General features: G+C 63.7%; 14 protein-coding genes. 10 read left to right on the top strand and 4 right to left on the bottom strand.

What is annotated here, in order from left to right; translation table 11 throughout:
- Nucleotides 1-17: 17 nt before the first annotated feature.
- Nucleotides 18-1,964 carry a pyruvate kinase gene (locus tag EP379_RS12665; RefSeq protein WP_232023910.1) on the top strand — a complete coding sequence of 649 codons (1,947 nt, stop codon included), beginning with the start codon at nucleotides 18-20 and terminating at the stop codon, nucleotides 1,962-1,964.
- A gap of 48 nt (nucleotides 1,965-2,012) precedes the next feature.
- Here EP379_RS12665 and EP379_RS12660 read toward each other — a convergent pair whose 3' ends face one another.
- Complete coding sequence (locus EP379_RS12660) at nucleotides 2,013-2,219, bottom strand: YdcH family protein (protein ID WP_127478153.1); 207 nt, start codon at nucleotides 2,217-2,219, stop codon at nucleotides 2,013-2,015.
- A 383-nt stretch (nucleotides 2,220-2,602) separates the two neighbouring features.
- On the opposite strand from EP379_RS12660, the gene ectA reads away from it, so the two are divergent.
- The 6 genes from ectA (at nucleotide 2,603) to EP379_RS12630 (ending at nucleotide 9,461) form a co-directional block, all read left to right on the top strand.
- A complete protein-coding gene (gene ectA / locus EP379_RS12655; protein WP_127478152.1) occupies nucleotides 2,603-3,124 on the top strand; it encodes a diaminobutyrate acetyltransferase in 522 nt (173 codons plus the stop codon).
- A gap of 54 nt (nucleotides 3,125-3,178) precedes the next feature.
- Nucleotides 3,179-4,456 (top strand): diaminobutyrate--2-oxoglutarate transaminase, encoded by a 1,278-nt coding sequence (ectB, locus tag EP379_RS12650; RefSeq protein ID WP_127478151.1) that lies wholly within the window; start codon nucleotides 3,179-3,181, stop codon nucleotides 4,454-4,456.
- Nucleotides 4,456-4,845, top strand: a complete 390-nt coding sequence (locus EP379_RS12645) for an ectoine synthase (RefSeq protein WP_127478150.1) — start codon at nucleotides 4,456-4,458, stop codon at nucleotides 4,843-4,845. The genes ectB and EP379_RS12645 overlap by 1 nt, the downstream gene beginning before the upstream one ends.
- A gap of 42 nt (nucleotides 4,846-4,887) precedes the next feature.
- Nucleotides 4,888-6,132, top strand: coding sequence for an MFS transporter (locus EP379_RS12640; protein ID WP_127478149.1), 1,245 nt, complete (start codon nucleotides 4,888-4,890; stop codon nucleotides 6,130-6,132).
- Between the two features lie 172 nt (nucleotides 6,133-6,304).
- Complete coding sequence (locus EP379_RS12635) at nucleotides 6,305-7,270, top strand: ABC transporter substrate-binding protein (protein WP_127478148.1); 966 nt, start codon at nucleotides 6,305-6,307, stop codon at nucleotides 7,268-7,270.
- A complete protein-coding gene (locus tag EP379_RS12630) occupies nucleotides 7,257-9,461 on the top strand; it encodes a putative bifunctional diguanylate cyclase/phosphodiesterase (protein ID WP_127478147.1) in 2,205 nt (734 codons plus the stop codon). Before EP379_RS12635 ends, EP379_RS12630 begins: the two co-directional genes overlap by 14 nt.
- A 209-nt stretch (nucleotides 9,462-9,670) precedes the next feature.
- Here the strand turns inward: EP379_RS12630 and EP379_RS12625 are convergent, their stop codons facing one another.
- The 3 genes from EP379_RS12625 to EP379_RS12615 all read right to left on the bottom strand — a co-directional run bounded on the left by EP379_RS12625 (nucleotide 9,671) and on the right by EP379_RS12615 (nucleotide 13,939).
- A complete protein-coding gene (locus EP379_RS12625; RefSeq protein WP_127478146.1) occupies nucleotides 9,671-10,990 on the bottom strand; it encodes a DEAD/DEAH box helicase in 1,320 nt (439 codons plus the stop codon).
- Nucleotides 10,991-11,327: 337 nt separating this feature from the next.
- The gene (gene narL, locus EP379_RS12620) at nucleotides 11,328-11,975 is read right to left on the bottom strand and encodes a two-component system response regulator NarL (protein WP_197722927.1); all 648 of its coding nucleotides are present in this window, start codon (nucleotides 11,973-11,975) and stop codon (nucleotides 11,328-11,330) included.
- On the bottom strand, nucleotides 11,975-13,939 hold the full coding sequence (locus EP379_RS12615) for an ATP-binding protein (RefSeq protein ID WP_172600482.1): 1,965 nt from the start codon (nucleotides 13,937-13,939) through the stop codon (nucleotides 11,975-11,977). Before EP379_RS12615 ends, narL begins: the two co-directional genes overlap by 1 nt.
- A gap of 230 nt (nucleotides 13,940-14,169) precedes the next feature.
- On the opposite strand from EP379_RS12615, the gene EP379_RS12610 reads away from it, so the two are divergent.
- The 3 genes from EP379_RS12610 (at nucleotide 14,170) to EP379_RS12600 (ending at nucleotide 17,063) form a co-directional block, all read left to right on the top strand.
- Complete coding sequence (locus tag EP379_RS12610; RefSeq protein ID WP_127478143.1) at nucleotides 14,170-15,408, top strand: ISL3 family transposase; 1,239 nt, start codon at nucleotides 14,170-14,172, stop codon at nucleotides 15,406-15,408.
- A gap of 201 nt (nucleotides 15,409-15,609) precedes the next feature.
- Complete coding sequence (gene sixA / locus EP379_RS12605) at nucleotides 15,610-16,119, top strand: phosphohistidine phosphatase SixA (protein ID WP_127478142.1); 510 nt, start codon at nucleotides 15,610-15,612, stop codon at nucleotides 16,117-16,119.
- Entirely contained in the window at nucleotides 16,116-17,063 is a 948-nt protein-coding gene (locus EP379_RS12600) for a CHAD domain-containing protein (protein ID WP_127478141.1), read from the top strand. Before sixA ends, EP379_RS12600 begins: the two co-directional genes overlap by 4 nt.
- The last annotated feature ends 264 nt before the right edge of the window (nucleotides 17,064-17,327 follow it).

The following is a 17,327-nucleotide window of genomic DNA, read 5'->3' as shown; positions in this document are numbered from 1 at the left end:
TTGCTGCGGTGTTGCCGATGACACAACCGCCCGTTGCCGGTGCTATCACTCTCAGCCATGATAGCGCCATGGACGAAACCGGCATGGCCGCGAGCAATGACGAACTGCGTCTCCTGCGCGACGATGTGATTGCCCTGCGTGCGCGCGTGGTGTCCGGTGCGGAGAAGCGTTTGCTGCGTCTGCGTGCCTGCTATGCCGATGGACGCTTTACCGCCAGCGCCCGCAATTTGGCGCATTATCTGGAGCTGCGCCGTACCGACCTGCGGCCCCTGCAGGAACGCCTGGCGGCCATGGGCCTGTCATCACTGGGGCGCGGTGAGTCCCATGTCGACGCGACCCTGGCCGGAATCATCACCCTGTTGACGCGCGCCATCGGCGCTGCTCCGGATCTGCAGCACAATGGCGGTCCGGCATTCGGCGAGGGACACCGCCTGCTGTTGCAGCACACCGATACGCTGTTCGGGCCGGCGCGTGCCCAGCGCCGGGCACGCATCATGGTGACCTTGCCCAGCGAGGCGGCCAGGGATTATGACCTGGTGCTGGGGTTGCTGCAGGCGGGCATGGATGTCGCGCGCATCAACTGCGCCCATGACGATGCGACGGCGTGGGAGGCGATGATCAACAACCTGCGGCGGGCGGAGCGCGACAGCAATCTGCATTGCCGCGTGCTCATGGACCTGGCCGGCCACAAGCTGCGCACCGGGCCCGTTTCCGCCGTCCCTGCCGTATTGCACATCCGCCCGCAGCGCGATGAGTTCGGTCTGGTGGTGACACCGGCGCAAATTCTCCTCGAGCCGGCCGCACAGTGCAGCCTGGTGGCGGAAGATGAGCGGCGGGACACCTACCTGCGCCTGCAAATCCCGCTTGAATTGCACGAGCAGCTGCGCCCCGGTGATCGCCTGCGCTTCAGCGACGGCCGTGGCAAGCGGCGCGAGCTGGATATCATTGCGCGCACACCTGCCGAACGCTGGCTGGCACATTGTGCGCGTTCCGCCTACCTCAGTGCCGATACCGTGCTCGAACTGCGCCGACGCGACAGTCATCATCGCTGGCGGCGGCTGGGGCACTACGCCCTGTGCCCCTTTCCCGGCCAGCCGCAGGCGTTGCGGCTGTATTGGGGCGATCAGCTTCTGCTGCGGCGCGATGCCATGCCGGGACAGCCGGCGCAGCGCGACGGACTCGGCAACATCATCGCTCCGGCCAGTATCGGCTGTACCCTGCCGGCGGTGATCGACTGGCTGCAACCCGGCGATCCGGTGTGGTTCGACGACGGCAAGCTGGGTACGGAGGTGGATGCGGTGACGCCGCAGGGCGCCCTGTTGCGCGTAACCCATGCCGCGCCGGCGGGCGTGAACCTGCGCAGCGACAAAGGCATCAATTTTCCCAATACCCGTCTCGAGTTGCCGCCGTTGGCGCAGAAGGATTTGCAGGACCTCGACTTCGTCTGCCGCCATGCCGACATGGTCGGTTTCTCCTATGTGGAGACGCTGGCCGACATGGAGTGCATGATGCAGGAACTGGCGCGCCGCGGGCGTGCCGAGCTGCCGATCATCGCCAAGATCGAGACGGCACGCGCGGTGAGCAATCTCGGCGAGCTGCTCCTCGGCACCATCGGCCGCCACGAGCTGGGCATCATGATCGCGCGCGGCGATCTGGCGGTGGAACTGGGTGGCGTGCGTCTGGCGGAGATCCAGGAGGAAATCCTCTGGCTGTGCGAGGCGGCGCATGTGCCGGTGATCTGGGCGACTCAGGTGCTGGAGACGCTGACCCAGAAGGGGATACGCTCGCGTCCGGAACTGACCGATGCGGCCATGGGAGGGCGTGCGGAATGCGTGATGCTGAACAAGGGACCGTATGTGCTCGATGCCGTGCGCCTGCTCGATGAGATCATGCGCCGCATGGAGGCGCATCAGCACAAGAAGACGTCGCGCCTGCGTGCCCTTGGCCTCGCAGGAAAGGAATAGCGTGGCGGTTTTACTTGTCGCTTGGGCCTTGTAACTTGAAACTGTGTTTCAGGCGTTAAGATCCGGAATCAGCTCGCTTTCCAGTTTGGCGATGATGTCCTTGAGCAGCAGCTTGCGCTTCTTGAGGCGGCGCACCTGCAGTTGGTCGGCGGTGGGATCGGCGGCCAGGCGGTTGATGATGTCGTCGAGGTCGCGGTGTTCCAGCCGCAACTCTTCCAGACGGCGCTGGATGGCCTTCAAATCCTGACCGTACATGCTGCTTTCTCCACCAAGGGCACGCAGTGTGCACGTGCCATAATATCCCGTTTGCCGTGGCTTGTGCAGCACATCAGCCCCCACCGGGTTTGGGATTTTCGCTGTAATGTGTTACGGTAAAAAGCGTTCGTGGCCCCTCCGGCCATGCAACATGTGAGTTCCCTCTGACAGGACGATGTATTCCCATAGCGGAATACGTAAGTCAGTTAACGCGCACCTTCCCGTGCGCACCAAGATGGCGCCATAGCGCCATACCGCGCGGCATTGCCGCTTCGATGAACCGACGACGATAACGGCGCACCCGCGCCCGCTGTGCCGGCTGCCACGTTTTCGTCCGCTCGCAATAACCATGCGACACGGCCACTGCCGTGTGCAACAGGCCTATGACACAAGCACAATCCAAGATTGCGGCGGCTGCCGATACGCTGCTTTTGCGCAAGCCGCATCTGGCCGATGGCCAGGCGGTGCATGCACTGGTGCGCCGCTGCCCGCCGCTCGATCTCAATTCCAGCTACAGCTATTTCCTGCTGTGCAGCCATCATGCCGACACCTGCGTGGTGGCGGAGCAGGCCGGCGCATTGGCCGGCTTTCTCTCCGCCTACCGCCTGCCGCAGGTGCCGCACACCTTGTTCGTCTGGCAGGTGGCGGTGGATGCCGCGGCACGCGGCCATGGCCTGGCCGGTCGCATGCTGGAAGAACTTCTGGTTCGCCCCTCCTGCGCCGGCGTGCAATTCATTGAAACCACGGTATCTCCCTCCAATCTCGCCTCGCGCCGGGTTTTTGAGCGCTTCGCCGCACAGCGGCACACAGTCTGGCAGGAAGAGGTATTTCTCACCCGCGGTCACTTCGGCAGCGAGGCGCACGAGGAAGAGATATTGCTGCGCATCGGTCCCTTGGCAGACTGAGCGAATTCATTTTGGCGCCCATGGTTACGGGTGCACCACTACAGGAGGTATCACATGCGTATCATCGAACAACTGGAATCCGAAGTCCGCAGCTATGTGCGCGCCTTTCCGGCCGTCTTCGATCGGGCGGAGGGCGCATTGCTGTACGACGAGCACGGCAACCGTTACATCGATTTCTTCGCCGGCGCCGGCACGCTCAACTATGGTCACAACAATCCGCTGATCACCCAGGTGATGATCGAGTATCTGAATCGCAACGGCATTGTGCACGGTCTGGACAAGGCGACGGTGGCAAAGAAGAACTTCCTGCAAAAGTTCCATGACACCATCCTGCAGCCGCGCAATCTGGACTACAAGGTGCAGTTCACCGGCCCCACCGGCACCAATGCGGTGGAGACGGCATTGAAGCTGGCGCGCATGGTCAAGCGGCGCTCCAACATCATCGCCTTCACCAACGGCTACCATGGCCTCACCATGGGCTCGCTGGCGGTGACCGGCAACGATTTTTACCGCGACGAGCATTACGGCGCGCGCGCCAATGCCGACAGCATGCCGTATGACGGCTATTTCGGGCCCGGCGTCAACACCATCGACTATCTGCGCCGTTTCATCTCCGACAAGTCCAGCGGCGTCGATCTGCCGGCGGCGATCATCGTCGAGACGGTGCAGGGCGAGGGCGGCATCAATGTCGCCAGTGTCGCGTGGCTGCAACAGCTGGAGGCACTGTGCCGCGAGTTCGATATCCTGCTCATTATCGACGACATCCAGATGGGCAACGGCCGTACCGGCTTCTTCTTCAGCTTCGAGCGCGCCGGCATCCGGCCGGACATGGTTACCCTGTCCAAGTCCATCGGCGGCGGTCTGCCCATGGCCATCGTGCTGATGCGCCCCGAACTGGATCAGTGGAAACCGGGCGAGCACACCGGCACCTTCCGCGGCAACAACCTGGCCTTCGTCGCCGCCACCGCGGCATTGTCCTACTGGGATAACGGTGATTTCGCCGAGGGGGTGAGCTACAAGGGCCGCATCATGGCGGAGTTGTTGCAGGGGATCGTCGACAAGTATCCCGAGCTGGAGATCAAGCTGCGCGGCATCGGTATGGTGTGGGGGCTGGATTTCAGCAGCCAGCCCGGCTTTGCCGCCGCCATCTCGCGCGAGGCCTTTGCCAACCATCTGGTCATCGAACTGGCCGGCGCCGAGGACCATGTCCTCAAATTCCTGCCGTCACTGACCATTGATGAGGAGACGCTGCGCGAGGGCATGGCTATCATCGAACAGGCGATTGCCACCCTGCAGGCCAGGGGTGAGGCGCGGCGCAGGGGGGTGGCATAATGATCGTGCGCACCCTCGACGAGATCATCGGCAGCGAGCGGGACGTGCGTGCCGAAAACGGTAACTGGGTCAGCCGGCGTTTCCTGCTCCGGGACGACGGCATGGGCTTTTCCTTTCACGAGACCACCATCTTTGCAGGCACCGAAACCGACATCTGGTACAAGCACCACCTCGAAGCCGTGTACTGTGTCGGCGGCGAGGGCGAGATCGAGGATCTGGCGACGGGTATCGTCCATCCGATCCGCGACGGCACCCTGTATGCCCTCGATCGGCATGACCGCCACAAGCTGCGCGCGTTTACCGATCTGCGCCTGGTCTGCGCCTTCAATCCGCCCATCAGCGGGCGCGAGGTGCACGACAAGGACGGCGCCTATCCGCCTGCGGAGTGACGGCGGCAACCGGCAGGCGCGGCGCACGGGGGAGTGCGCGGCATGCTGAAGGTCATCGTTTCGCTGTTTTCCCTGTTGTTCGGCATCGGCCTGCTGCTCATCGGCATGGGCTCGCTCGGTACCCTGCTGGGTGTGCGTGCCGGTATCGAACGATTCGGGCCTGCGCTTACCGGCGTGGTGATGGCGGCCTACTTCCTTGGCTTCATCGTCGGTAATTACGCCTGTCCGCCGCTGATCCGCCGTGTCGGCCACATCCGTGCCTTCGCCGCCATGGCCGCCATCGTCACCGCCGTGGCGCTGACCCATGCCCTGGTGGTGTCCCCCATCGCCTGGTTCGCACTGCGCGTGGTGAACGGCGCCTGCATGATGGGTTTGTACATGGTGGTGGAGAGCTGGCTCAACGTCATCACGCCCAATGAGCGGCGTGGCCGGGTGTTTGCGGTGTACATGGCGACCACGCTGCTGGCGATGGCCGCCGGGCAGTATCTGATCCTGGTGGGCGAGATCACCAGTCTCACTCCCTTTGCCCTGACCGCCGTGTTCCTGGCCCTGGCCCTGGTGCCGGTGGCACTGACCCGTATCGGCCAGCCGGCGCCGGTGGAGGTGCAGCGTCTGTCGGTGCACAGCTTGTTCACCACGGCGCCGCTGGGGGCGGTTGGGGCGTTGTTCGCCGGTCTCGCCACCGGCGCCTTCTGGGGCATGGGGCCGCTGTTTGCCCACCGCATCGGCCTGGCACCGGCGGGCGTGGCGCTGTTCATGAGCGCGGCCATTCTCGGCGGCGCCCTGTTGCAGTGGCCCATCGGCCGCCTGTCCGACAACAGCGATCGGCGCCGGGTGCTGGCGGTGGTTTGCCTGGGGGCCGTGGTGGCGGCGCTGACCAGCTATGGCTTCGTGCTCACCATCCCCGAGGCCCTGTATGTCAGCGCCTTCGTCTATGGCGGTTTCGCCTTCACCGTCTATTCGCTCAGCGTGGCCCACACCAACGATCACCTGGGCAAGGAGCAGGTGCTGGAGGCGACGCGTACCTTGTTGCTATTGCACGGTATCGGCGCGGCGATCGGCCCGGCCCTCGCCGGCATCCTGATGGGGCTGCTCGGTCCCGGCAGCCTGCTGGTGTACTTCGCCGTGGTGCAGGCGCTGCTCGGGGGCTATGCGGTGCTGCGCATGCGTGTGCGTCTGCCGATCATTCCGGCAGAACCGTTCACGCCCATGGCTGGTGAAACTTCGCAGGTCGTGCTGGAGATGGACCCCCGGGTGGAGGAGACGATGGCGGAGGAGGGGCCCTGACCGGTTGAGCGTCGATCTGGAGTTATTCTACCTGTGCGCAGGGTGATTCCCCCGTGTATCTTGGTGTTATTTCGCGGATGGAATGGGGGTAAACTAGGCCTGACTGGCGGCACCGTCTCAGGCTGGCCGTGCAGGAAAATAAATTACACGGACGGGGGAACCAGGGATGAACATGGCCTCACTTTGGCGCGGGTGGAGCGTGGCGCTGTTGCTGGCAGTGGCCGGCTGTGCCGCGTCGCCTGCCCCTTCCCCGGCACCGGAACCCGCCACCGTGGTTGTCGCCCCGCCGCCACCCAAGGTTGTCGCCAAGCCGGCTCCCCGGCCCCTGCCGCGCGTCGCCATTGTGGTGAGCATGGACACCCCGGCCTACAACGATGTGGCCGGCGCGCTGGAACGTCGCCTCGACAATCGCGCCATGCGTTACCGGCTCGATGGTACAACGCGTGCCGTGCTGGAGCGTGCCGCGCCCGATCAGATCGTGGCCATCGGTCTGGAGGCCGCCCTGTTCGCCAAGCCACTGGCGCGACCGGAGCGGCCGGTGGTGTTCTGTCAGGTGTTCAATCATGTGGAGCACGACCTGATATCGCCCCAGGTGCATGGGGTGGCGGTATTTCCCTCCTTCCGCAAGACCTTTGCCACCTGGCGCGCGCTGGCCCCCAATGTGCGTGAAATCCTGGTGTTCACCGGTCCGGGATTTGAGACGGTTCTCACCCAGGCGGTGGCGGCAGCAAGCCAGCACGGCATTACGCTGACCCACCGCAGTGTCAACTCGGACAAGGAGTTCCTCTATCAGTACAAGCGCCTGAGCGCGTCCGCCGACGGCCTGTGGTTGTTGCCGGACAATCGCATCCTGAGCCGCAACACCATTCAGGACGTCATGTCGTTCAGCGTGCGCAACGGCAAGCAGGTGGCGGTATTCAGCGAGCAGTTGTTGCGCCTGGGTGGTCTGTTCAGCGCGGTGAGCAGTCCGGACGAGATCGCCGCCAAGGTGTTGCTGCGCCTCGACGGTAGCGGAGGCACAGCGGCGGGTTCCGGGCTACTCTTTCTGGACGAAGCGGAGGTGCGCATCAACCCCGTGATCGTCCAGCGTCTGAATCTCACCGTGCCGGAGTCCCTGCGTTCCCATGTTGTCGAGTAGCCTGGCCACCCGTATGGTTTCACTGTTGCGGCCGCTGCGCGAGCGGCTGGCAGACCTGGCCATGCCTGCCGGTCAGCTGTTCCGTCGTGCGCCGCCCAGTCTGGCGCGGCGCATCCTGTTGCTGCAGGTGGGCTGGGCCGTAGCGGTTTATATCCTGGTCAGCCTCGGCCTGTGGTGGGGCACGGCCCATATCGTCGAACAAAGCCTGCAACGGCAGGCCGCCGGCTGGCTGGCCAAGGCCGACGAGCAGGGTACGCCGCTGTTTGTCTCGGGCGAGGGGGCAACGGCGCAGTCCCACCTCGAATTCCTGCGCAATATTCCGGAAATCCTCAGCGTGCATTATTTCGATGCCAGCGGTCGGGAACTGGTGCACCAGTACTGGCGTGAGGGCGCAGCGATCAGCGAGGTCCCCTGGCTGACAAGCCGGGAAATGGATATTTTGCGCAGCGCCGAGGGGGGCGAAAAGCCGATCCTGTTCAGCAAGGACAGTCAGGCGGCCAGCTTCCGCGCCACCACACCGGTCTGGATCAAGTCGCTGCGCCGCGATGGTTTGATGGATTTCTCGCTGGATGCTGCCGTGCCGGAAACGGTACAGACCATCGGTTTCATCACCATGCAACTGGACTACGGGCGCTTCAATGCCGAGTTTGCCAATCAGGCACTGCGTGTCAGCATCGTGATTGCCCTGTTGCTGCTGTTGTTCATGATCATGGGGCGGGCGATCATCCGCTGGGCCTTGCGTCCCCTCACCAGTCTGGAGGCACCGCTGGTGCGCTTGGCCAACGGCGAGATCGATGTCGAGGTAGAGAGCAGCGGCGATCGCGAGATCGCCCAGATTGGCCGCGCCCTCAACACCACCATCAGTGCGCTGCGCGAGCGCGATGAAACCCTGCGGCGTCTGGCCAATCAGGATCCGCTGACCGGTCTGGCCAATCGCGGCTATTTCGATCAGGCGCTGCAGAATGAACTGGAGGTAATCGCGCAGCACGGCGGCAGCAGCGCACTGTTGTTCATCGACCTCGATCGTTTCAAGCAGATCAACGATACCTATGGCCATGCCGCCGGTGATCGCCTGTTGCTGCAGGTAGCCGAGCTGCTGCGCGGACGCATGCGTGAGTGCGACCTCATTGCCCGTTTTGGCGGTGATGAGTTTACCGTCCTGGTGCGCGGGGTGACGCGCCACGGCGCCACCGAGATCGCCACCTCGCTGATTCATCTGATGCAGAGCTTCCAGTTCCATGAGGCCGGTGAAGTGCTGCACATCTTTTTCAGTATCGGTGTGGCCATCATCGATGATCCGGCATGTACTGCACACGAAATATTGCTGCGCGCCGATGCTGCCGCCAGCGAGGCCAAGCGCCGCGGCCGCAATCGTTTCCAGGTGTATGATCGTGATGTGGTGGTCGTGGGCGAGGAGCCGGGCTGGCGCAAGCGTTTGCAAGAGCACCTGGATACGGACAGTCTGCTGCTCAATTACCAACCGGTGATCGATCTCGCTTCCGGGGAAGTGATGTTCCATGAGGTGTTGGTACGCCTGCCGGATGGCAGCGGCGGTACGATTACCCCGGCCGCCTTCATGGCCGATGCCGAACGCTATGGCATGGCGGCGGATATTGACCGCCAGGTAGTGCGCAAGGCGATAGAGGTGCTGGCCACGCTGCCCGACAGCACGGTATTCTCCATCAATCTGTCACAGCAGACGCTGGAAGACGATGGTTTCCCCTTCTATGTGTCGCAGTTGCTGCAGCAGTATCGAATCGCGCCGCAACGCCTGATGTTCGAGGTGGCCGAACAGATGCTCAACCGGCACTTTGAGCGTGTGCGCGAGCAGCTCGATGCCTTGGCAGCCTGCGGGGTGGCGGTGGTGATCGACGATTTCGGTGCCGGTTTCGCCTCGCTCGCCTATCTCAAGCGCTGTGCCGCGTCTTGCATCAAGATCGACGGCCAGATGATGGCGGCACTGAAGGATGACAAGCTGGATCAGATCGCCATTCGCGCCATTGCCGAGACGGCGGCGGCGCGCGGCATCCGCACCGTTGCCAAGTTCGTGCCGGATGAGCAGACCCTGGCCTTGTTGGGCAAGCTGGGTATCGAATATGCCCAGGGTAACCTGATCGCGCCACCCGAGGCGGAGGTGAATGCCGCGCCGGCGCGCACGTCGCAATGCATGCCGACGGGGGTGAAGGCGTAAAAAAACGGGCCGGTTTAACCGGCCCGTTTTTTTAAGGAAGGTCTGAATAAGTCCATCCTGGACTTCTCAGACCACGCCAAGCGAAAAGCGCGATTTTCGATTGGCTTCAATTTTCAACGAGTTATCGTCGTTGAAAATTGGCGGCACATCCCTGTGCCGCGGAAGCTCTGAACTTATTCAGAGCTTCCTTAATTCCCTAGCGCGGCTGATCAGCCGTGGCGCGTACCACTGTGGCGCTGCTGTTGTTGCGGCCCCTTCTTCTTGTTCTGATCCCACTTGTGCTTGTCGGCGAAACGCTTTTCACCGCCGGGCTTGCCGTGGCGCGGCGCGCCGTTGGGACGGCGGCCGTTCTTCTTGAAGCCGCTGCCGGCCGGATGCGGGCGGGTTTCCTGGCGTGTCGGCTCCAGGCCGGCGATGACATGACGTTCCAGGCGCTGGCCGGTCAGCTTCTCGATGCGGCCGAGCAGGAAGCGTTCCTGCGGACCGACCAGGGACACGGCGATGCCGGAGGCACCGCCGCGGCCGGTGCGGCCGATGCGGTGCACGTAGTCCTCGGCCTGCATCGGCAGGTCGAAGTTGATGACGTGGGAGATGCCCTTGATGTCGAGGCCGCGGGCGGCGACGTCGGTGGCCACCAGCACGCGCACATGGCCGCGCTTCATGCGCTCGACGGTACGCTGACGCTGTTTCTGGTGCATGTCGCCGTGCAGGGCGGCGGCGGCGTGGCCCTGATCTTCCAGCTGCATGGCCAGTTCGTCGGCGCCCTTCTTGGTGGCGGTGAACACCACGCACTGGGACAGTTCCTGATCGTTCAACAGGTGGCTGAGCAAGGCGTTCTTGTGCTTGAAGTCATCGGCCAGGTGGATGCGCTGTTCGATGGACTCGTGCTTCACCTTCACACCGGCGACCTGGATGCGCACCGGCTCGCGCAGCAGGCGCTGGGCGACACGTTGGATATCGCCTTCCAGGGTGGCGGAGAACAGCAGGGTTTGGCGCGTGGCGGGGGCGGCGGCGGCGATCTGCTCGACGTCGTCGATGAAGCCCATGTCCAGCATGCGATCGGCCTCGTCCAGCACCAGCAGCTCCAGGCGGCTGAAGTCGATGCGGCCGCGGCTCATGTGGTCGAGCAGGCGGCCCGGGGTGGCGATGAGGAAGTCGACCGGGCGGTCCAGCAGCTTCATCTGCGGGCCGTAGGGCTCGCCGCCGACGATGGTGCCGGCGCGCACGCGCATCTGGCGGCCGAAGTCGTTGATGGCGCCGGTGACCTGCTGGGCCAGTTCGCGGGTCGGGGTCAGCACCAGCACGCGCGGGCCGCGGCCGTGCACGGCGGACGGCTGCAGCAGGCGCTGCAGGGCGGGCAGTACGAAGGCGGCGGTCTTGCCGGTACCGGTCTGGGCGGAGGCCATCAGGTCGCGGCCCTCGATGGCGGCCGGGATCGCCTGGCGCTGGATCTCGGTGGGGGCGGTAAAGCCGCAGGCCTCGACGGCGCGCAGCAGGGAAGTATCGAGATTGAGTTCTGCAAACGACAAAATAGTATCCTCTTCCGCCAGCCACAGGCGGAATTCAACGTGGTGAACCAATGGATTAGGGAAGCCGCAGCCCGATTCGCCATGAACGGCCGCAGGGTTTCCTAGGGGAGTGTCAGCGCTGTGGCAGCGTACACGCCAGGTTCCGGGGTTGAGGGCAGGAATAGCTCTGCCCGAACGTCGCCAACCGGAAAAACCTGCGCTACTGCCAGGAGGGAAGGTCAGAGACGGGCCTCATCCATCACGAGGCTGGGCGCACTATACACGACAAGGCAGAGAAAAGATACAAGACGAAATGGGTCGTTATTTCACTCGTGTGACTTTTCTCTTGTATCTGCCTTCAACGACCCCTGCCGGTGACTGCCCATACCGCCGCCTCGACGCGCGAGCGCAGGTTGAGTTTCTTCAGCAGGTGCTTGACGTGGACCTTGACGGTGCCTTCGGTGATGTCGAGCTGGCGGGCGATGTGTTTGTTGCTGAGGCCCTGGGCCACCAGGTCGAGGATCTGGCGCTCGCGGTCGGTGAGGCCGGCGGAGTCCTCGTCGCGCGGGTGCGGCTCCTCGCACAGGGCGCGGGCCAGCAGTTCGGTGAGGTTGTCGCTGATCACCAGGCGTCCGCCGGCGGCCTGGCGCAGGCGTTCGAGGATATGCTCCGGTTCCATGTCCTTGAGCAGGTAACCGTCGGCGCCGGCGCGCAGGGCGGCGACCACGTTGTCCTCATGATCGGATACGGTGAGCATGATGACGCGCGCATCGAGGTCGGCCTCCTTGATGGCCTTGAGGGTGTCGATGCCATCCATCCCCTTCATGTTGAGGTCGAGCAGGATCAGGTCTGGATGCAGCTCCCTGGCCTTGGCAAAGCCCTCTTCGCCAGAGGCGGCTTCACCGATCAGGCGCAGTGTCGTGTCCATGGCGATCAGATCCGCCACACCCTTGCGGAACAACGGATGATCGTCGATCACCAGCAGGGTGTGGATGGGTTCCTTCATCATCGGGCTCCTCCGTTCTGCGTTATGGATGACGGCATGGTGCGGTGTTGCGGGGTAAAGATGAGCTGGATGCGGCTGCCGCCGCCGGGGCGACGGGTGGCGCTGAGGCGGCCATGCAGACTGTGGGCGCGTTCATTCATGATGGCAAGGCCATAGTGATGGCGGCGCTCGGCCTCGTCGGGGATGCCGATGCCATCGTCGTCCACCGTGACCACCACCTCGCCGCTGGCGGCGTAGTCCAGCGTCACCTCCGCCCGGCTGGCCTGGGCATGGCGCACCACGTTGGACAGTGCCTCGCGCACCACCTGCAAGACGTGGATCTCTTCATTCGGCGTCAGCTGGGTGATGGGCAGGTGATTGTGCAGCATGACCGTCAGCGTACTGCGTTCGCGCAGTTCGCGCACCGTCTCTTCCAGCGCCGAGCTGAGGCCGCGCCCATCCATGCGCAGACGGAAGGTGGTGAGCAGCTCGCGCAGCTCGCGGTAGGCGCTGTTGATGCCGTCGCGCAGCTCCTGCAAGATGGCGTGGGCGGCGGCCTCGCTGTCGGTATGCGGCAGTGCCGCATCGAGGCGGCTGACCTGGATCTTCATGTAGGACAGCGACTGTGCCAGCGAGTCATGCAGCTCGCGGGCAATGACGCTGCGTTCTTCCAGCAGGGCCAGGCGTCGGCTCTGGGTGGCGCGCTGTGCAATATTGATGGCAACGCCGATATGGTCGGCTACTGCCTCTAGCAGTCGGGTCTGCCAGTCATGTAGCTCGACACCTTCCGGTAGCTCCATCAACAACACACCGTACTGCTGCTCCTGGTCGGTGATCGGAATGGATATCACGCGTAGAGGTTGGCGCGGTTCGCGCGCGATCTCGACGATGTGGGTGCGGCCGTCGTCGAAGCAGGCATTGCAGTTGGCCGGGTGGCACAGATCGGTCTCGCCGGCACGGTGGCTCCGGGTGCTGGCCAGCTTGATGGCGTGGTTCTTATTGTATCCGGCCAGGCAGATGGTGCCGGGGCCGACGCCGATGAGGTTTTCGATTTTGCTCAACAGCTGGGTATAGGTGGCGTCTGCAAGTGGTGCCTCATTAAGCCAGCGTGTGGTGTTGTAAAGCAGCTCCAGGGAACGGTTGCTGCGCTCCAGGTCCGCTGTCTTCTGCTGTACCCTCGCCTCCAGATCGGCGTACATCTTGGACAGGTCTTCCGCCATGACGTTAAAGGCGTGGCTCAGGTTGCCCAGTTCGTCATCATTGAGTGGGTGGGTCCGTACCGAAAAGTCGCCGCGCCGTGCCGCCTCGGCGCAGGCGAGCAGGTTGCGCAATGGTACCAGCACGTCGGTATGCATCAGATACATGGTGACGAACACCACGCCGACGGTAAGGAACAGCGAGGAGACCTGGATCAGACGCAGCAATTGAATGTTGGATTCGGCCTCGATCTCGAGCAGGTGCACCAAATGATCAATATCGGCCACAAAGGCATCGACGATGGTGAGGTAGCGTTGCTTGAGTGCCAGGTGTGCGGCATCCAGCTGTTCGGCATAGTGGCTCTCGCGGCCATGCAGTTCGGACAGATCATTGGCCACGGTATTGATATAGGCAAACAACACCGGGCGGATGGTGCGCTTCCAGCGGCTCAGTATCTTGTCATAGACCTGGCGTGATTCCTTGCTTTCATTGCGCGGGATCATACTGGTGAGGCGCGGGCTGAGGATGCGTTCCTCGAATTCATCCATCAGATCGCGCGTGATGCGAGTAGCCTCCTGGTTGTCGATGTCACTGCGGCGCGCCAGACTGGAGGCGATGCGGTAGGATTGCATGCGCAGCGAGCCGGCTTGATTGATTGCCGCGGCGGCACCCTGGGTGGTTTCGGCGATGATTACAGAACTGAGCATGCCCATGAAGGCGAGGGCGGTGATGGTGGCCATCGCCAGCCCCATGCGCAACAAGAGCGATTTCTCGAATACCTGCTTCATCGGTGTTCCCCGGAACGGAAGCGCTAGCTTAGCCTGTTGCGCCGGACCAGACATAGGGAAGGTCTGAATAAGTCCATCCTGGACTTCTCAGGTCGCTCCCGCCCCTCCCTGGGCTGAGCGACATAAGTCCATCCGTGGACAAAACCACGCCAAGCGAAAAGTGTGATTTTCGCTTGGCTTCATTTTTCGGCTCTTCCCCGTATCGAGTGGGTAGCTTACCCTGTTGAGTCATGAGAGACATAGACCTATACGCCCAGATTCTTGGCTTACGGTCGCCGTGGAAGGTGGCCGATGTGCAGTTGCTGCGTGATGCCGAGGAGGTTCGGATTCACGTGGTCCCGGAGCCGGGAGTGACGTGGAGCTGTCCGCACTGTGGACGCCCCAGCCCCGGCTACGACAACAGGCGTCGGCAATGGCGCCATCTGGACACCTGCCAGTACAAGACGGTGCTGGAAGCGGACGTGCCGCGGGTGCAATGTGCAGAGCACGGGGTGGTCACGGTGGCGGTCCCGTGGGCAGAACCGGGTTCGGGTTTCACGGCGCTGTTCGAGGCGCTGCTCATTGACTGGCTGAAGGAGGCGAGCACGCAGGCGGTGGCGCGACAATTGAAGCTGAGTTGGGGCGCCATCGACAGAGTGATGCAGCGCGCGGTGAAGCGCGGGCTGTCCCGCCGTGAGAGCCAAGCGCCGGAATACTTGAGCGTGGACGAGACCGCCTTCGCCCGGCGCCACGAGTACGTGACCGTGGTGACTGACCAGGAACGTGGCGTCGTGCTGCACGTGGCGGACGACCGCAAGACGGAGAGCCTGTCGGCCTACTATGCCGGGCTGAGTGATGAGCAGAAGGCCAACATCAAGGCGGTGGCGATGGACATGTGGCCGGCCTATATCAGCGCCACGGAGGCGCACATCCCACAGGCGCGGGAGAAAATCGCCTTCGACAAGTTTCATGTCGCCAAGTACCTGAATGATGCGGTGGACAAGGTACGGCGACAGGAGCATCGCTCCCTGTTGGCCGTGGGCGAGGACTGCCTCAAGGGCAGCAAATATGACTGGCTCACCAACCCGGCCAACATGACGCGTGCGCAGCAGAACCGCTTTCGTGCACTGCGCGATGGCAGCCTGAAAACGGCGCGGGCCTGGGCCATCAAGGAATTCGCCATGGGCCTGTGGCACTACGACAGCCGCACCTGGGCGGCCAAGGGCTGGATGCGCTGGCTGTCTTGGGCTGTACGCAGCCGACTGGAGCCGGTGAAGAAAACCGCCGCAACGATCAAGAAGCACCTGTGGGGCATCATCAATGCCGTGGTGTTGAAGGTACACAATGGCCATGCCGAAAGCATCAACAGCCGCATCCAGCACATGAAGAACCGGGCGCGGGGGTTCCGCAATCGGGAGCGTTTCCGTACTGCCATCTACTTCCATCTCGGCGGCCTTGACCTACACCCCGCTCAGATGAGAAATCGGTGATTCAACCCACTCGATCAGGTGATGACCCCATTTTTCAACGACTTATCGTCGTTGAAAAATGGCGGCACATCCCTGTGCCGCGGAAGCTCTGAACTTATTCAGAGCTTCCATAGGCCGTTTTGCCGCGGCGACCTGCCCCCTGCCGCTGGCCGGCGGCTTTGTATAGACTGCGGTACGTGCAATCCGTAGAGGAGAAACAGCATGGACGTATTGCTGGTGCGGCACGCCAAGGCCGAGGAGCGCGAGATCTTTGCCCTCACCGGCGCGGAGGACGCCCTGCGCCCGCTCACCAAGTCCGGTGCCAGGGAGATGCGCAAGGTGGCCAGGGCGCTGCAACGCCTGGTCCCCCGCATCGATGTCCTGGCCAGCAGCCCGCTGTTGCGTGCCCTGCAGACGGCGGACATCCTGGCCGCGCGCATTGGTGGCAAGGCGGTGCAACTGCCGCAACTGGCCCCCGGTCATGCCCCGGGCCAGGTGCTGACCTGGCTGCGCAGCCAGGGCGATAACCCGTGCGTGGCCCTGGTTGGCCACGAGCCCGACCTGGGGGTGCTGGCGGCCTGGCTGCTGACCGGCGGCCAGGGCGGATTTCTCCCCCTCAAGAAGGGCGGTGCCTGCCTGTTGCATTTCAAGGATGGCATCAAGGAAGGCAAGGCCGAGCTGGTGTGGGCCATGCCGCCGGCCGTGCTGCGCCGGATCGGCAAGTCATCATGATTCTCCTCGCCCAGCTGCCCTTGCCCCAGGCCCTGGCCTTGCTGGCCAATGGCTATCTGGACGAGGCCGAGGCGGCAGTGCGGCGTTTGGACGATGCCGCCGACGAGGAGTCCTTGCACGATACGCGGGTCGCGCTGCGGCGGCTGCACAGTCTGATGCGTGCGTACCGCGACGAATTTTCCGTCCATGTACCACGCAAGCTGCAACGCACGGTACGCCGCCTGGCCCGTGCCAGCAACCCGGCGCGCGATGCCGAGGTGCAACAGGCCTGGCTGCTGCGCCAGGCCCGCGGCCTGACGGCAACACAGCAGGAGGGATATCGCTGGCTGCTGGCCCGGTTGCAGCCGGCGGCGTTGCTGGAGCTGGAAGAGAACCTGCAGCGGGGGGTACGCCGTCTGGCCCGTAAGCTGCGGCCCCATCTGCGCGGCCTGGCGCAGGATGAAGGTTCTGCCCCCTTGTATGCCGCCGCTTGCGCGGCACAGGCCGAGCCGCTCGCCGCGGAGGTGCTTGCCGCCCTGGCGCTCATCGACGGGCCGCAGGATGCGGGCGGTGCCCACGCCGCCCGCATCCAGGTCAAGCGTCTGCGCTATCTGTTGGCACCGCTGCGCCATGACGGCTCCGCCTGCGAGCATGCGGTGGCACGGCTGCGCCTGCTGCAGGATCTGCTCGGTGAACTGCATGACCGCCATGTGCTGGCCGAACTGCTGCGCGACAGTGCCGCGGAGGCCGCCGCCGACCATGCCCGCGCGGTGTTCGCTGCCGCGCCGGGACGGCCTTCCGCCTGGCGGCCGCCGCAAATACCCGGTTTGCTGGCGCTGGCGGATCGCAACCAGGAGGGCATCGTCGCCATCTATACGGAGCTGGAGCAAAGTTACCTGGTCAGGCTGGACGAGACCGTGCGCCAGCCAGTGGCTGTGGCCCTGGACGAATTGAGCAGAGGCTAGGGAAGCTCTGAATAAGTTCAGAGCTTCCGCGGCACAGGGATGTGCCGCCATTTTTCAACGACGATAAGTCGTTGAAAAATGAAGCCAAGCGAAAATCACACTTTTCGCTTGGCGTGGTTTTGTCCACGGATGGACTTATGTCGCTCAGCCCAGGGAGGGGCGGGAGCGACCTGAGAAGTCCAGGATGGACTTATTCAGACCTTCCCTAGCAGTCATCGCAAATTGCGCCGCGCACGCCCGTGTTGTTGCCGGCTGCACTCCGGT

The sequence above is a fragment of the Sulfurivermis fontis genome, assembly GCF_004001245.1.
Taxonomy (GTDB): Bacteria; Pseudomonadota; Gammaproteobacteria; order Thiohalomonadales; family Thiohalomonadaceae; genus Sulfurivermis; species Sulfurivermis fontis.
Note: the sequence above shows the minus strand (reverse complement) of the source record. Positions and strands in the feature narration are given on the sequence as shown.

Coding starts and splice junctions, on each gene's coding strand:
- EP379_RS12610 (WP_127478143.1), top strand. CDS start 14,170: ATGAGAGACATAGACCTATACGCCCAGATTCTTGGCTTACGGTCGCCG.
- EP379_RS12630 (WP_127478147.1), top strand. CDS start 7,257: ATGTTGTCGAGTAGCCTGGCCACCCGTATGGTTTCACTGTTGCGGCCG.
- sixA (WP_127478142.1), top strand. CDS start 15,610: ATGGACGTATTGCTGGTGCGGCACGCCAAGGCCGAGGAGCGCGAGATC.
- narL (WP_197722927.1), bottom strand. CDS start 11,975: ATGAAGGAACCCATCCACACCCTGCTGGTGATCGACGATCATCCGTTG.
- EP379_RS12645 (WP_127478150.1), top strand. CDS start 4,456: ATGATCGTGCGCACCCTCGACGAGATCATCGGCAGCGAGCGGGACGTG.
- ectA (WP_127478152.1), top strand. CDS start 2,603: ATGACACAAGCACAATCCAAGATTGCGGCGGCTGCCGATACGCTGCTT.
- EP379_RS12665 (WP_232023910.1), top strand. CDS start 18: ATGACACAACCGCCCGTTGCCGGTGCTATCACTCTCAGCCATGATAGC.
- EP379_RS12640 (WP_127478149.1), top strand. CDS start 4,888: ATGCTGAAGGTCATCGTTTCGCTGTTTTCCCTGTTGTTCGGCATCGGC.
- ectB (WP_127478151.1), top strand. CDS start 3,179: ATGCGTATCATCGAACAACTGGAATCCGAAGTCCGCAGCTATGTGCGC.
- EP379_RS12600 (WP_127478141.1), top strand. CDS start 16,116: ATGATTCTCCTCGCCCAGCTGCCCTTGCCCCAGGCCCTGGCCTTGCTG.
- EP379_RS12660 (WP_127478153.1), bottom strand. CDS start 2,219: ATGTACGGTCAGGATTTGAAGGCCATCCAGCGCCGTCTGGAAGAGTTG.
- EP379_RS12615 (WP_172600482.1), bottom strand. CDS start 13,939: ATGAAGCAGGTATTCGAGAAATCGCTCTTGTTGCGCATGGGGCTGGCG.
- EP379_RS12635 (WP_127478148.1), top strand. CDS start 6,305: ATGGCCTCACTTTGGCGCGGGTGGAGCGTGGCGCTGTTGCTGGCAGTG.